13 protein-coding genes are annotated in these 14,812 nt (G+C 71.9%); 11 read left to right on the plus strand and 2 right to left on the minus strand.

Features of this window, described 5'->3' with window-relative positions; translation table 11 throughout:
• Nucleotides 1-30: 30 nt before the first annotated feature.
• Entirely contained in the window at nt 31-507 is a 477-nt protein-coding gene (gene soxR, locus ABD832_RS21430) for a redox-sensitive transcriptional activator SoxR (protein ID WP_344898180.1), read from the minus strand.
• Nucleotides 508-557: 50 nt separating this feature from the next.
• On the opposite strand from soxR, the gene ABD832_RS21435 reads away from it, so the two are divergent.
• Nucleotides 558-956 carry a PPOX class F420-dependent oxidoreductase gene (locus ABD832_RS21435; RefSeq protein WP_344898178.1) on the plus strand — a complete coding sequence of 133 codons (399 nt, stop codon included), beginning with the start codon at nt 558-560 and terminating at the stop codon, nt 954-956.
• A 74-nt stretch (nt 957-1,030) separates the two neighbouring features.
• On the opposite strand, the gene ABD832_RS21440 is transcribed toward ABD832_RS21435, so the two are convergent.
• Complete coding sequence (locus ABD832_RS21440; RefSeq protein ID WP_344898176.1) at nt 1,031-2,068, minus strand: LacI family DNA-binding transcriptional regulator; 1,038 nt, start codon at nt 2,066-2,068, stop codon at nt 1,031-1,033.
• Between the two features lie 186 nt (nt 2,069-2,254).
• Between ABD832_RS21440 and arfA the strand changes: the two genes are divergently transcribed.
• The 10 genes from arfA to ABD832_RS21490 all read left to right on the plus strand — a co-directional run bounded on the left by arfA (nt 2,255) and on the right by ABD832_RS21490 (nt 14,756).
• Nucleotides 2,255-3,766 (plus strand): arabinosylfuranosidase ArfA, encoded by a 1,512-nt coding sequence (gene arfA / locus ABD832_RS21445; RefSeq protein WP_344898207.1) that lies wholly within the window; start codon nt 2,255-2,257, stop codon nt 3,764-3,766.
• 5 nt (nt 3,767-3,771) lie between these two features.
• Entirely contained in the window at nt 3,772-5,112 is a 1,341-nt protein-coding gene (locus tag ABD832_RS21450) for an extracellular solute-binding protein (RefSeq protein WP_344898209.1), read from the plus strand.
• Complete coding sequence (locus ABD832_RS21455) at nt 5,109-6,053, plus strand: carbohydrate ABC transporter permease (RefSeq protein ID WP_344898211.1); 945 nt, start codon at nt 5,109-5,111, stop codon at nt 6,051-6,053. The genes ABD832_RS21450 and ABD832_RS21455 overlap by 4 nt, the downstream gene beginning before the upstream one ends.
• Nucleotides 6,050-6,886, plus strand: coding sequence for a carbohydrate ABC transporter permease (locus ABD832_RS21460; protein ID WP_344898213.1), 837 nt, complete (start codon nt 6,050-6,052; stop codon nt 6,884-6,886). Before ABD832_RS21455 ends, ABD832_RS21460 begins: the two co-directional genes overlap by 4 nt.
• A 19-nt stretch (nt 6,887-6,905) precedes the next feature.
• Nucleotides 6,906-7,727 carry a patatin-like phospholipase family protein gene (locus ABD832_RS21465; protein ID WP_344898215.1) on the plus strand — a complete coding sequence of 274 codons (822 nt, stop codon included), beginning with the start codon at nt 6,906-6,908 and terminating at the stop codon, nt 7,725-7,727.
• A gap of 7 nt (nt 7,728-7,734) precedes the next feature.
• On the plus strand, nt 7,735-8,433 hold the full coding sequence (locus tag ABD832_RS21470) for a P-loop nucleotide/nucleoside kinase family protein (RefSeq protein WP_344898217.1): 699 nt from the start codon (nt 7,735-7,737) through the stop codon (nt 8,431-8,433).
• A 618-nt stretch (nt 8,434-9,051) separates the two neighbouring features.
• Nucleotides 9,052-10,011: a LysR family transcriptional regulator gene (locus ABD832_RS21475; protein ID WP_344898219.1), complete on the plus strand. Its 960-nt coding sequence runs from the start codon at nt 9,052-9,054 to the stop codon at nt 10,009-10,011.
• Between the two features lie 528 nt (nt 10,012-10,539).
• Entirely contained in the window at nt 10,540-11,604 is a 1,065-nt protein-coding gene (locus ABD832_RS21480) for a S1 family peptidase (protein ID WP_425582629.1), read from the plus strand.
• Nucleotides 11,605-11,812: 208 nt separating this feature from the next.
• Nucleotides 11,813-13,396 carry a hypothetical protein gene (locus ABD832_RS21485; protein ID WP_344898223.1) on the plus strand — a complete coding sequence of 528 codons (1,584 nt, stop codon included), beginning with the start codon at nt 11,813-11,815 and terminating at the stop codon, nt 13,394-13,396.
• 178 nt (nt 13,397-13,574) lie between these two features.
• A complete protein-coding gene (locus ABD832_RS21490; protein WP_344898225.1) occupies nt 13,575-14,756 on the plus strand; it encodes an ROK family protein in 1,182 nt (393 codons plus the stop codon).
• Nucleotides 14,757-14,812 lie beyond the last annotated feature (56 nt).

A 14,812-nucleotide genomic window follows, 5' to 3' on the forward strand; every position in this document is an offset into this window, starting at 1 on the left:
TCGCGGACGGGCCGGGGACGGTGGCGGGCGTCAGTCCACCGCGCAGGTGGGAGCGCATTCCCGGCGCGGGGCGACCATCAGGCGCGAGCCGGGACCCCGCGCGGCGGCCACGTCGTCGGGGTTGGCCAGCGCGCAGCGGTCCAGCGACAGGCAGCCGCAGGCGATGCAGTCGGTCAGTCCGTGCCGGAGCCGTTCGAGCTGCCTGATGCGCCCGTCCAGCTCGTCCTGCCAGACGGCGGAGAGCCGCTCCCAGTCCTCCCTGGTGGGAGTGCGGCCGTCGGGAAGGGCGGCGAGCGCCTCCTGGATCGTCCTGAGCGGGATGCCGACGCGCTGGGAGACGCGGATGAAGGCGATCCTGCGCAGGGTGTCGCGCGGGAACCGGCGCTGGTTGCCGGCGGTGCGGCGGCTGCGGATGAGCCCCTTGGCCTCGTAGAAGTGCAGGGCCGAGACGGCCACCCCGCTGCGGGCGGAGAGCTGGCCGACGGTCATCTCCGGAGTGTTGGGCATGCGCCAGTCTAACTTGACCTCAACATAAATTGAGGTTACAGAGTGGGGACATGATATTCACGGAGGCGGAGCTCGCCTATCTCAAGGACCGGCACCTGGGCCGGCTGGCCACGACCGACTCCGCCGGAGGGCTGCAGAACAGCCCGACCGGCTTCCACATCGACCCCGAGACCGGCACCGTCGACATCTACGGCCGCGCGATGGGGACCACCAGGAAGTTCCGCAACGTCCGGACGAACCCGCGGGTGGCCTTCGTGGTGGACGACCTGGCCTCCACCGACCCCTGGCGGGTGCGGGGCGTGGAGATCCGCGGCGAGGCCGAGGCCATCGAGGACCACGAGCCCCCCTTCCCCTACCTCAGCCGCGAGGTCATCCGCATCCACCCGCGCAGGATCATCTCCTGGGGCGTCGATGAGGCCCAGGAGGGCCTCAAGGCCCGCGACGTCTGACCCCGCCCCCGGCGCACCGGTCACCCGGAGCACCGGAGCGCCGGAGCGCCGGTCACAGGTCATCGGAGAACCGGTCACCGGCCGGGACCCGCCGGCCGCGGTCGCGCGGGCGACCGGCCGAGGGTGCTCTCCCTGGCCACCAGCCGGTAGCCCGCGCCGACCTCCTTCGGGGGGTGGTCGGCCGGGCCCTCGATCCGCTGCTTGAGCAGGTCGACCGCGATCCGGGCCAGCTCGGCCTTGTCGGGGGCGACCGTGGTCAGGGTCGGGGTGCTGAACCGGCCGTCCTCGATGTCGTCGAGGCCGGCCAGCGCGACGTCCTCGGGCACCCGCAGCCCGCATGACAGCAGGGTGCGCAGGGCGCCCAGCGCCAGCAGGTCGTTGAAGCAGAACACCGCGTCGGGCGGTTCCGCGCGCTCCAGCAGCCCGGCCATCGCCGCCGCCCCCTGGTCCCTGCGGTAGCGCTCGACCGTGGCGATCGTCTCGGGCAGCCCGTGGGCGGCCATGGCCTCGCGGTACCCGGCCAGGCGGAGCGGGGCGGTGCCGCTGGCGGCGTTGTCCTCGGCGCCCAGCGCGGCGATGCGGGTGCGGCCGAGCCCGATCAGGTGCTCGGTGACGTCGCGCGCCGCCCGGACGTTGTCGATGGCCACGTGGTCGGCCGGGCCGTCGTGGATCCGCTCGCCCAGCAGCACGAGCGCGGTGGCGTCGGTGCGCGCGGCCAGCTCGTCGGCGCCGATCGCGATCGGGCTGAGGATCACCCCGTCCACCCGGTGGTCGCGGACGCCGTCGAGGATGCGCCGTTCCCGCTCCAGGCTGCCGTCGGTCTGCTCGATGACCACCAGCCACCTCAGCTCGGCCGCGGCGTCGATGACGAACCTGGACAGCTCCGCGAAGTAGGGGGCGTCGAGCTCGGGCAGCGCCAGGGCGATCACGCCGGTGCGTCCCTGGCGCAGGTTCCTCGCCGACAGGTTGGGCCGGTACTCCAGCTGGGAGAGGACCTCCTCCACCTTGGCCCGGGTCTCGGGCGACACGCGGGCGTACCCGTTGACGACGTTGGAGACGGTCTTCACCGACACCCCGGCCAGGCGCGCGATGTCGCGCAGGCTCGCTCCCACCCGCTCCCCCATTCCCGTCGCGGCCCCGTCGCCCGGCCCGGCCGACGCTCCGCGGGGTCGTACGAGATCCGGTCCCGACGATCGTAACGCCCCGGTATCGACTTCCGAAGCGGCTGTTTACAACGTTGAAACAACGTTGTAGAAACCACCTACCACGAAATGTCGCGTTAACAGAGAGGTCGTGCCGTGGCGACCACCGCCCGTCTCACCCTGGACCCCGCCTTCCGGATCGCCCCGGTGGAACCCCGGCTCTTCGGTTCCTTCGTGGAGCACATGGGCCGCTGCGTCTACACCGGTGTCTTCGAGCCCGGCCACCCGCTGGCCGACGCCGACGGCCTGCGCACCGACGTGCTGGAGCTGACCCGCGAGCTCGGGGTGACGCTGGTCCGCTACCCCGGGGGCAACTTCGTCTCCAACTACCGCTGGGAGGACGGCGTCGGCCCGGTCGAGGAGCGTCCGGCGCGGCTGGACATGGCCTGGCGCAGCCTGGAGGGCAACGCCTTCGGGCTCAACGAGTTCATGACCTGGGCCGCCAAGGCCGGGGTCGAGCCGATGATGGCGCTCAACCTCGGCACCAGGGGGGTCGCCGAGGCGCTGGAGCTGGTCGAGTACAGCAACTACCCCGGTGGCACCCGCCTGTCGGACCTGCGCCGCGCGCACGGTGTCGAGGCGCCGCACGACGTGCGGCTGTGGTGCCTGGGCAACGAGCTGGACGGCCCGTGGCAGATGGGCCACAAGACCGCCGCCGAGTACGGCCGGCTCGCCGCCGAGACCGCGCGGGCCCTGCTGCGCTTCGACGACGGCCTGTCGCTGGTGGCCTGCGGCAGCTCCAACAGCGGCATGCCGACGTTCGGCTCGTGGGAGGCGGAGGTGCTGGAGGCGACGTACGAGATGGTCGACTACATCTCGCTGCACGCCTACTACGACCCCTCCGACGGCGACGTCGACTCCTTCCTGGCCAGCGGCGCCGACATGGAGCACATGATCCGCTCGATCGCGGCCACCGCCGACCACGTGGGCGCCAAGCTGCGCAGCACCAAGCGGATCAGGCTCTCCTTCGACGAGTGGAACGTCTGGTACCAGAGCCGCTTCCCGGGCGAGTCCGCGCTGGACTGGCAGGAGCGCCCGCGGCTGATCGAGGACACCTACGACGTGACCGACGCGGTGGTGGTCGGCAGCCTGCTCATCACGCTGCTGCGCAACGCCGATCGGGTCGGCGTCGCCTGCCAGGCGCAGCTGGCCAACGTGATCGCCCCGATCAGGACCGAGCCGGGCGGCCCGGCGTGGCGGCAGAGCATCTTCCACCCGTTCGCGCTGACCGCCAGGCACGCCCGCGGGCAGGTGCTGCGGGTCGAGCCCGAGTGCGAGACGATCCCGACCGCCAGGTACGGGGAGGCGCCCGCGATCTGGGCGACCGCCACGCACGACGAGGCGACCGGCGAGCTGGTGCTGTTCGTGGTCAACCGCGACCGGAACGGCCCGTGCGCGCTGGAGCTCACGCTGCCCGACGGCCTGCGGCCCGTGGAGCACCTGGAGCTCACCGACGACGACCTGTCCGCGGTCAACACCGCCGACGCGCCCGACCGCGTCACGCCCAGGCCGGGCGCGGGCGCGCGCCTGGAGGGCCGCCGCGCCTTCCTGAACCTTCTACCCGTTTCGTGGAACATCGTCCGCTTCGCACCTTCCCCCCAGGAGTAGGAACAATGACCAGTCCCCTGTCCCGCCGCTCGTTCATGGGCCTGACCGGCGCCGCCGGCCTCACCGCGGCGCTGGCCGCCTGCGGTGGCGGTACCAAGATCGGATCCGGTGCCTCCTCGCCGGCCTCGGCCGCGCCGACCTTCGCCGGGGGGGAGTACTCCGGCCCGAAGGTGACGCTCGACTACTGGAACGGCTTCACCGGCGGTGACGGCCCGCACATGCGGACCATGCTGGAGGCGTTCAACAAGGAGTACGCCGGCCGCATCGAGGTCCGCAACGTCACCCGGCGCTGGGAGGACCTGTACCCGGCCATGCCGACGGCCATCACCGCGGGCAAGGGCCCGGACGTGGCGGTCATCCACAACGACTGGATCGGCACCTTCGCCACCCGGCAGACGCTGATCCCGCTGGACGACGTGGTCGGCGCGCTGCAGCTCAGCGAGGCCGACTTCATCCCCGCGGTGTGGAACGCCGGGATCTACGAGGGCAAGCGCTACAGCGTCCCGCTGGACGTGCACAGCCTGGCCGACTACTGGAACACCTCCCACCTGGAGAAGATCGACCTCAGCGAGGCCCCGTCCGACAAGGCCGGGTACGAGGAGGCCCTGGGCAGGCTGAAGCAGGCAGGGATCGAGAACCCGTTCTGGATGCCCAGCAAGTGGCCGGCCCACCTGATGTTCATGACCCTGCTGTGGCAGTTCGGCGGCGAGCTCTACAGCGAGGACGGCGCGAAGGCGCTGTGGGGCTCCGACGCGGGGGCCAAGGCCCTGGGCTGGATGGTCGAGCAGATCGACAAGGGCCTCAGCCCCGCCAAGGTCGCCCAGGACAGCCAGTACGCCGCCTTCAAGAACGACAAGGTCAGCTTCACCTGGGACGGCATCTGGCAGATCAACGACCTGAAGACCAACGCCAAGTCACTGAAGTGGGGCATGTCCCCGATCCCGAACATCGGCGGCACGGCCGCGGCGTGGGCCTCCTCGCACAACTTCGTGATGACCTCCCAGGCGGGCAAGGACCCGAACAAGGTCCAGGCGGCCAAGTTCTTCATCGACCACATCAGCCGCCAGTCGACCGAGTGGGCCAAGGCCGGGATGATCCCGGCGCGCAACTCCGCCCGCCAGGACCCGGCGATCGCCGACCTGCCGCAGATCAGGCTGGCCTCCGACGTGAACATCTTCCGCTTCCTGCCGCCGCTGCCCGGCGTCGGTGACGTGCAGTCCAAGGCGCTGGAGCTCGCCATCGCCAAGGCCGTGCTGAAGCAGGCGTCCCCGGCCGACGCGCTGAAGGAGGGCGTGGCGTCCGCCGACAAGCTGCTCGCCGCCAACAAGCGGAAGTACGAGAAGTGAGCCTCCTCACCGAGGAGATGGGCCGGTCCGGCACCGCCGGACCGGACCGGCCCGCCAAGGCCGGGAGCACACGCAGAATGCGGGCGTGGACGCCGTACGCGTTCCTCGCCCCCTACCTGGCGCTCTTCGCCGTCTTCATGGTGCTGCCGATCGGCTTCGGGTTCTGGACCAGCCTGCACGAGTGGGACATCAACCTCCCGGACAAGCCGTTCGTCGGGCTGGAGAACTACGTCGAGCTGTTCGACCCCGACAGCGTGGACGGCTCGCGGTTCTGGACGGCCATGAAGGCCACCGGCATCTTCACGGTCGCGTCGGTGCCGCTGCTCATCGTGCTGCCGCTGCTGGTCGCGCTGCTGATGAACGGCCGCTTCGCGGGACGCAACGTCTACCGCGCCGTCTACTTCGCGCCGTACGTGCTGGGCGTGGCGGTCGTCGGGTTCGTCTGGCAGTTCCTGCTGGACGGCAACATCGGCCTGGTCAACCACTACCTCGGCCTGGACGTGCAGTGGACCAACGACGTGGTGCCCGCCTGGATCGCCCTGGTGGGCGTGACGGTCTGGTGGACGCTCGGCCTGAACTCGGTCATCTTCCTGGCCGGGCTCCAGGACATCCCGCGCGAGCTGCACGAGGCCGCGATGGTCGACGGCGCCTCCGCCTGGCACCGGTTCCGCTCGGTGACCCTGCCGGGGCTGCGGCCGGTCACGGTGTTCGTGGTCAACGCCACGATCCTGGCCTCGGCCAACATGTTCGGCCAGTCCTACATCATCACCCGCGGGGCGCCCGCCGACCAGACGAAGACCGCGATCTACCTCATCGCCGAGACCGGTCTGCGCCAGTTCGACATGGGCACCGCGTCCGCGATGAGCTTCATCCTCGCCGCGTTCCTGATGGTGGCCAGCGCCCTGGTCTTCGGCGCCTTCAGGGACAGGAGCACGCGATGACCACCGACATCCGAAGGCTGCGGCGCACCCTGCTGCACCTGGTCCTGGCGGTGATCGCGGCGCTGTACCTGAGCCCGCTGGTCTACATGTTCGTCACCTCGTTCAAGACCCGCGAGGCGGCCGGCTCCACCGAGCCGCAGTGGATCCCCGACCCGATCTCGCTGGACGCCTACCGGCAGCTGCTCGGCAGCGCGGACAGCCCGATCATGACGTGGTTCCTCAACAGCCTCGCCGCCGCCACCGGCCACGCGGCCCTGGTCCTGGTGACCGCCGCTCCGGCCGCGTACGCGCTGGCCAGGCTCCGCTTCCGCGGGCGGAGCACGATCTTCGCGACGGTCGTGGCGACCCTGTTCGTGCCGCCGGTGGTGCTGCTGATCCCCAACTTCCTGATCGTCAACGAGTTCGCCTGGGTGGACAGCCTGCCCGCGGTGATCGTCCCGGCGGCGGCGGGGGCGTTCGGCGTGTTCTTCCTGCGGCAGTTCTTCATCACCCTGCCCGGGGAGCTGGAGGAGGCCGCCGAGCTGGACGGCTGCAACCGGTGGCAGATCTTCACCACCATCGCGCTGCCGCTGGCCCGCCCGGCGCTGGCCACGCTGTTCCTGCTGTCGTTCCTGACCAACTGGAACGACTTCCTGTGGCCGATCTTCGTGCTGCTCAGTCCCGAGTCGCTGACCCTGCCTGCGGGCCTGGGCAACTTCCAGAGCGCCAACAGCATCCGCTACGACCTGCTGATGGCCGGGGCGGTGATCGCCAGCATCCCGGTGATCCTGATCTACCTCGTCGCCCAGCGCTGGGTCATCGAGGGCATCTCCCGTTCCGGCCTCAAGGGATGAACAGGTAAGAATGGGGCGCATGACGAGAGCACTGGTGCTGGGTGGCGGAGGAGTGGCGGGCATCGCCTGGGAGGCCGGGGTCATCACGGGCCTGCGCCGGGCGGGCGTGGACCTGGGAGAGGCCGACCTGGTGGTCGGGACCTCGGCCGGATCGGTGGTGGGGGCCCTCGTGGCCACCGGGGCCGATCTGGAGACCGCGGTCGGCGGGCGGGCGCGGTCGGAGACCGCGACCGCCTCCTCGGTGGACATGGAGGCGGTCATGGCCGCCTTCAGCCTGCTCTACGACCCGACCCTGGAGCCGCAGGAGGCCCGGCGCCGGGTGGGCGAGCTCGCGCTGGCCGTGCCGGACACCGGTGCCAGGATCGAGACGATCGGCGACCGGCTGCCCGTCAAGGAGTGGCCGTCGCGCCGCCTGCTGATCACCGCGGTCGACGCCGGGACCGGCGAGTTCGTGGTCTGGGACCGCGACTCCGGGGCACCGCTGGTCTCGGCCGTCGCCTCCAGCTGCGCGGTCCCGTGCGTGTTCCCGCCGGTGGAGATCAACGGGCGCCGCTACATGGACGGCGGGGTGCGCTCGGCGAGCAACGTCGACCTGGCCGCGGGCAGCTCCGTCGTCGTCATCCTGGAGCCGCTGGCGCACGTCTCGCCCAGGGCCCGCTTCGAGGCCGAGGTCGCCGAGCTGGGCGACGCCCGGATCGCGCACGTCGGCCCCGACGAGGCGGCGATCACCGTGTTCGGCGCCGACGTCCTCGACCCGGCCCTGTGGCGCCCGGCCTTCGAGGCCGGGCTCGCCCAGGCGTCCGGCGTCGCCGGGAGCGTGGCCGAGGTCTGGAAGGACTGAGGACGGCATGGACGGGGGACGGGCCCGGGGTGGTCCCGGCGGTTCCGGCGCTCCCGGCGGTTGCGGTGGTTCCGGTGGTTCCGGGGGCACGCGTGCGGGCGGGCCGGCGGCGCTGTGGGTGGTGAGCGGCCCGCCGGGGGCCGGCAAGTCGACCGTGGCGGCGGCGCTGCTGACGCTGCTGGACCCGGTCCCGGCCCTGCTCGACAAGGACACCGTCTACGGCGGTTTCGTGGCGGCCACCCTCCGGGCCCACGGCCGCGACGAGGGCGAGCGCGAGGGCCCCTGGTACGACGAGAACGTCAAGAGGCACGAGTACGAGGGCCTGACCGAGGTCGCCCGGCAGATCCGCTCGCACGGCTGCCCGGTGCTGCTGGAGGGCCCCTTCACCACCCAGGTGCACGACGCGGCCGTCTGGGAGCGCTGGGTCGAGCAGCTGGGCGGGCCCGTGGTGCGCCTGCTCTGGGTCCGCTCGGACGGCCCGGCCCTGCGTTCCCGGCTGGAGGCCAGGGGGCTGGCCAGGGATGCGGGCAAGCTCGGCCGCTTCGAGGAGTACCTGCGGGCCATCAGGGTGGACGAGCCGCCCGTCGTCCCGCACGACGAGATCGACAACCGTCCCGGCGCGCCTCCTCTCGCCGCGCGGCTGGCCCGGCTCGTCGTTCCCGGGGAGGACACCGGGCCGGGCGGATCCGGGCCTGCGGACAGGTGAGCGCGGCCACGTCCATCGGCGGATCATAACCGCGTCCCCGCCCGGAACCCCTGTCCCGTACCCGCACACTTCCCTGTCCTCCGCCCCGCGCGGCCCCGCCGTCACGGGCACCGGCCGGCACCACGCGCGTCCCCTGCCGTCGTCCCGTGCCGTCGTCCCGCACATCACCCCGTGCCGTCACCCCGTGCCGTCACCCCTCGCCGCCCGCCGTCACGTCCCGTCGTACGGTGTCACGAAGCGTCACCCGAGGGCGTCCCGGCCTTCTCCCGGCCGCTTCCCCGCACCGCCGTACCGGCCGCTCAGCGGCTCCTTTCCGGTCATCGCGGGTCTGTCCGCCGAGGGCTCGCGGGGGATATCTCGCATGCTGAGATAGGGGCCGTCGGGCTGACCGAAACATCGGTGAATCCCGGATCCCGGAAACGAGTGGTAAGGAAGGGTGAATCTCGCCTCCCACAAGGGACGGAACGGATATTCAGTCTCAGAGGAGGATAAAAAGGTCGTCCGAAACCCGGCGTCCTTCTCATCCGCAACGGCCATTGGAACGATTCGACAAAATTGAGTCATATTTCATGACATGTTGGCATTGCGGCCATAACGTTGCGGCCTTACGTTCCCGGTATGGATCTCGAGCTCCGACATCTCAAGATCGTGCGCGCGGTGGCACAGGCTGGCAGCGTCACCAAGGCCGCCACTCACCTCGGACTTGCACAACCCGCACTGACCGCGCAACTCAAACGGATAGAGCGTGTGCTCGGGGGAGCTCTCTTCGAACGCGACCACAACGGCGCACGGCCCACGCCCCTGGGGGAGCTGGTGCTGTCCAGGGCGATGGTGCTGTTGCCCGCCGCCCGTGAACTCCAGGAGGAGGCACTCAGGTTCGCCAACGCGAACTCCGACGTTCCCAGCTACCGGCTCGGCGCCACCAACGGGCCGATCCTGGGCGGCCTGATGGACCGCCTCGCCACCGCCTGGCCCAACACCCCGGTCAGCACCCACACCTCCTGGTCGGCCAAGGAGCTCACCACCATGGTGATGCTCGGCCGGATCGACTTCGCGTTCATCGGGGCGTGCGGGATGAGCCCGCCTCCGGTGGAGGGGCCGGTGGTGTGGTCGACGGTGGGCATCGACCCGGTCTTCGTGCTGCTCAACGAGGACCATCCGCTGGTGGACAGGAAGGAGGTGGAGCTGGCCGAGCTGGCCGACGAGCAGTGGACGGTCACCCCGGGCGACAGCTGCTTCGGCGACTGCTTCGCCACGGCCTGCGCCCGCGCCGGGTTCACCCCCCGGACCATCTACGAGACCGACGTGGCCACCTGCATGCACCTCGCCAAGGTGGGCCGTGCCGCCGCCCTGTGCCAGGGGACCTTCCAGCCCGCCGAAGGGCTGCGGCTGGTGCCGATCGCCGGGGCCCCGTTGCGCTGGCGGCAGCTGTTCGGCTGGCACCCGGAGGCCTCCGGCGCCGCGGTCGCGGCGTCGATCCTCGAGCACGCCAAGGCCGCGCACTCCGACGCGGTCGGGCGGAGCAGAAGGTACGCCGAATGGCTGGTCGACAATCCCGGACTGGGCACCGCTCCATAACGTGACGATAGGGGACATTTGGTAGACCCCTGCCTTGCGGACGGACCGTTACCGTGACGGGACCCCCCCACGCAAGGAGAGAACCAATGCTCCGCAGAAGTGCCGTGACGGCGGGCTTCGCGCTCGCCCTCACACTGGTGGCCGCCCCCGCCCTGGCCCAGCAGGGTCCGGGCGAGTCCGCGACCCCCCTACACCTTCGCCGAGGCCCGCGCCAAGGTGGCGGCGACCGCCGCCAAGCCCTCCCCCGGGCTGCTCGACGCCATCCGGCGTGACCTCGGCGGCACCGGCGAGCAGGCCGCCGCCCGGCTGATCAACGAGGCCGCCGCGGCCAAGATCGAGCCCGCCCTGCGCGGACAGCTCGGTGCCGCCTACGCCGGGGCATGGGTGAACGGCCCCACCTCGGAACTGGTCGTCGCCACCAGCGACTCCACCAAGGTCGCCTCCCTGGCGAAGTCCGGCGCGGAGGTCAAGCTCTTCAAGCACTCCCTGGCCACGCTGGAGGCGGCCAAGGCCACCCTCGACGGTCTCGTGAGCAGCGCGCCGAAGTCCGTCCCCTCCTGGTACGTCGACGTGCGCACCAACAGCGTCGTCGTGCTGGCGGGCGACGTCGCCGAGGCACAGGCGTTCGTGAACGGCAGCGGCGTGGACGCCTCGCTGGTCCGCGTCGAGGCCTCCCAGGAGAAGCCCACGCCGCTGTACGACGTCCGCGGCGGCGACGCCTACTACATGGGCGGCCGGTGCTCGGTCGGCTTCTCGGTCACCCGCGGCAGCCAGGGCGGCTTCGCCACCGCCGGTCACTGCGGCACGGTCGGCACCGCCACCCAGGGCTTCAACCGGGTCGCCCAGGGCACCTTCCAGGGTTCCTCCTTCCCGGGCAACGACTACGCGTGGGTCGCGGTCAACGCCAACTGGACGCCCACCGGCGTGGTGAACGGCTACAGCGCCGGCATCCTGCCGGTGAACGGCTCCACCCAGCAGGTCGTGGGCAGCTCCATCTGCCGCTCGGGCTCCACCACCCAGTACCGCTGCGGCACCATCAGCCAGCACAACACCAGCGTCACCTACCCCGAGGGCACGATCACGGGCCTGACCCGCACCACCGTCTGCGCCGAGCCCGGTGACTCCGGCGGCTCCTACATCTCCGGCACGCAGGCGCAGGGCGTCACCTCCGGCGGCTCGGGCAACTGCACCTCCGGCGGCACGACCTACCACCAGCCGATCAACGAGATCCTCTCGGTGTACGGGCTCACCCTGGTGACCGGCGGGACCAACCCGCCGCCCACCGGCTGCACCGGCTACACCAACACCTACACCGGCTCGCTGACCTCCAACGCCAACGCCTACCAGCCCGGCACCGCCGGCTACAGCGCCGCGGCGGGCGTCCACCGCGTCTGCCTGGACGCCCCCAACGGCACCGACTACGACGCCTACCTGCAGAAGCTGAGCGGCTCCACCTGGACCACCGTGGCCAGCGGGACCAGCTCCGGCCCCGACGAGGCGTTCACCTACAACGGCACCGCGGGCACCTACCGGGTGCGGGTGCACGCCTACAGCGGCTCGGGCTCGTACACCCTCGGCCTGACCAGGCCGTAGGCGGACGGCCCCGGCCGGGGCCATGAGCACGCGGACGTCACCCGACCCGCCGGGATCGGCCCCGGGCCCGAGAACCTCCGGGCCGGTCCCGGCGGCCCCGGCCCCCGGGCCGCACCCCCCGGCCGCCCTTCCCCCTTCCCGGAGCGCACGGGCTCCGAAAGGGGGGAGGGCGGCATCGCCATGCCGGGACGTCGAGAACAATGAGGGGATGAGCGACCTTCTGACGCTGAGCGAGGGCGCGGTGCTGACGCACCTCGTCACCCGGGCCGAACTGGCGAGCGGGGTGCTTCCGGCCTCCGACGACCTGAGGCTGTGGGCACGGCTGGCCGACGGCGACGGCGTGCCGCTGGCCCGGGGCGGCCGGGTCCGTACCTCGATCGACACCGGCGAGCCCGCGCTGACCGGGCCCGACGGCTGGCTGGACGGGGTGGAACCGGGCCAGGTGGTCGCGCTGCGCCTGCGCGGCGGCGCCCTGGAGGTGTCCGTGGCCGGGCTGGAGGACGTCCCGGCCGAACGGGCGATGCGGGTCGTCCAGGCGTTCGGCGAGCAGGCGCTCGACGCGCTGCGCGCCTTCGCCGAGGGCCTGGAGCCCAGCCCCGGCGTGCCGGTCGACGTCGTGGTCCTGGAGCTGCTGATGAAGGCGCCCGAGACCTTCGCCGACCCGCTGCCGCCGCTGGCCCCGCTGCTGCGCAACGCCTCGCTGGAGCTGCGCGACGGCCGGGTGGGCATCGTCGGCGCGCCGTGGGACGTGGCGTCGGTCGCCGATCTCGCGCCCCTGGACATCATCAGGCTGGCCCTGGTGCGCAGCGCGCTGCGCACCTACGGCGAGGGCGCCGACCTGTCCAAGGCCGTCACCTACCTGTCCCGGTCGCAGAAGGTGCTCGCCAGGATCGCCGACGAGGTGGAGCGCGAGCCGCTCGCCCCGGCCGTGGCCGAGGCGCTGCCCCGTACCGAACCGGCCGCGCTGCTGCTGGTCGCCAGGTCGGCCGAGGGCGAGGGCCGCTCGTTCGAGGCCGCCGGGCTGATCTCCGAGGTGCTCTTCCTCTCCCCCGGCCTGGAGCCGGCCGAGCGCGACGCGGCCGAGTACGCCGCGTGCCGCACCGACCCGGGCGCCCCGCTGCCCGAACGGGCCGCGCACCTGTTCCGCCAGCTGCTCGTGTACGCCTACCGCCCGGCCCGCAGGCGGCTGATCGAGGACCTGATCGGGCTGAGCGTCCGCGTGGCCGAGCCCGCCCTGGCGGACCTGGCGCTGTTCGAGAACGACGTCGTCGGCGAGTTCCTGGCCGCGCGAGGGGACTGGCTGCGCGAGGACGAGGTGAGCCTGCTGGAGTCCTGGCGGCGGACGCCGCTGCGGCTGTGGGAGGTCCTGGACGTGTCCGGGGACGAGATCACCGTGGCCGCGGTCACCGGACCCGGGAACGACCCGTCCGGAAGCGACCCGTCCGGGGACGACCCGTCCGCGGGCACCGGCCCCTCCGGAAGCGGCACGGACGCCGGGGACGCGACCGGGGACGCCGGTGGGTCGGCCGGTGGGTCGGCCGGTGGGGAGCGGGTGACGCTGGCCGACGAGCTGCTGGCGGGCCAGGCACTGCCCGGCGACCTGATGCTGACCCGGCTGCTGGACGACGGCGCGGGCCCGCACGTGTTCGGCCACCCGTTCAAGGTCGACCCGGAACGCCGAAAGGAGATGCTCGGCCTGCTCACCGACCCCGTCGACCCCTACGAGGTGGCCGCGTTCTTCCGCCGTCCCCGGCGCGCACCGGGCCTTCCGGACGGAACCGGGGCGCCCTGAACCCGGCGCCCCGGAAGCCCGGGCGGACCGGCGGTTCAGGACCATCCGGACGCCTCAAACGTCACACATCACACGTCTTAAGTCGGCGGTCGTCAAAAGTACCTCTCCGCTGGGCATAATGGAGCCGTTGACGGGCTTAAGTCCCTCAACGGTGAGACGAGAGGTGTTGACTGTGCGCATGATCAACGAGGCGAACGGCTCGATCGCCGGGGCCGGGGCGCTTCTGAACATCCTGCGCGACGGCCGGGCCCGGACCCGCGCCGAGCTGGTCCAGCTGACCGGGCTGGCCAGGTCCACCCTCGCCCAGCGGCTCGACGCGCTGGTGAGCCTGGAGTGGATCGTGCCCACCGAGGAGGCCATCTCCTCCGGGGGCCGTCCCGCCATCGCCTTCACGTTCAACCGCACCGCCCGCGTGGTCCTCGCCGCCGACCTGGGCGCGACCCACGCCCGGGTCGCGATCACCGACCTCGGCACCACCGTCCTGGCCGAACGCGCGGTCGAGATGCCCATAGACCGCGGCCCCGAGGAGACCCTCGGCTGGCTGCAGCACACCTTCGAGGACATGCTCGCCGGGACCGGCCACCGCCTCGACCAGGTCTGCGGCGTCGGCGTCGGTCTCCCGGGCCCGGTCGAGTACGGCTCGGGACGCCCGGTCAACCCGCCGATAATGCCGGGCTGGGACGGTTTCCCCGTCCCGGAGTGGCTCGGCTCGCGCCTCGGCGTCCCCGTCCTCGTCGACAACGACGTGAACATCATGGCGCTCGGCGAGCACTGGGCGGCCCGCCCCGAGGCCGACCACCTCATCTTCATAAAGATCGGCACCGGTATCGGCTGCGGCATCATCAGCGACCGCCGCCTGCACCGGGGTGCCCAGGGCGCGGCCGGCGACATCGGCCACATCCGGGTGGCCTCCGGGCTCGACACCGTCTGCCGCTGCGGCAACCTCGGCTGCCTGGAGGCCGTCGCCGGCGGCGCCGCCATGGCCACCCGGCTCCGCGCGGAGGGGGTGGACGCCGAGGACAGCCGCGACGTGGTCCGCCTGGTACGGACCGGCAACACCCAGGCGGTCCAGCTGATCAGGCAGGCGGGCCGCGAGGTCGGCGACGTGCTCGCCTCGATCGTCAACTTCTTCAACCCCGCGGTGATAGTCGTCGGCGGCGACATCTCCGAGGCCGGGGAGCAGGTGCTCGCGGGCCTGCGCGAGGTCATCTACAGCCGGTCGCTGCCGCTGGCCACCCAGCACCTGACGATCACCGCCAGCGAGCTGGGCGACCGTGCGGGCATGATCGGTGCCGCGGTCATGGTCATCGAGCACGTCCTGGCACCGGGCAGCGTCGACCGGTCCATCACCACCGCCTGACCGCGCGGCCGCGCTCGGACGGTCCATGACCACCGCCTGATCGCGTTCCGGCCACG

The organism is Streptosporangium longisporum (assembly GCF_039534895.1).
GTDB classification, from domain to species: Bacteria; Actinomycetota; Actinomycetes; order Streptosporangiales; family Streptosporangiaceae; genus Streptosporangium; species Streptosporangium longisporum.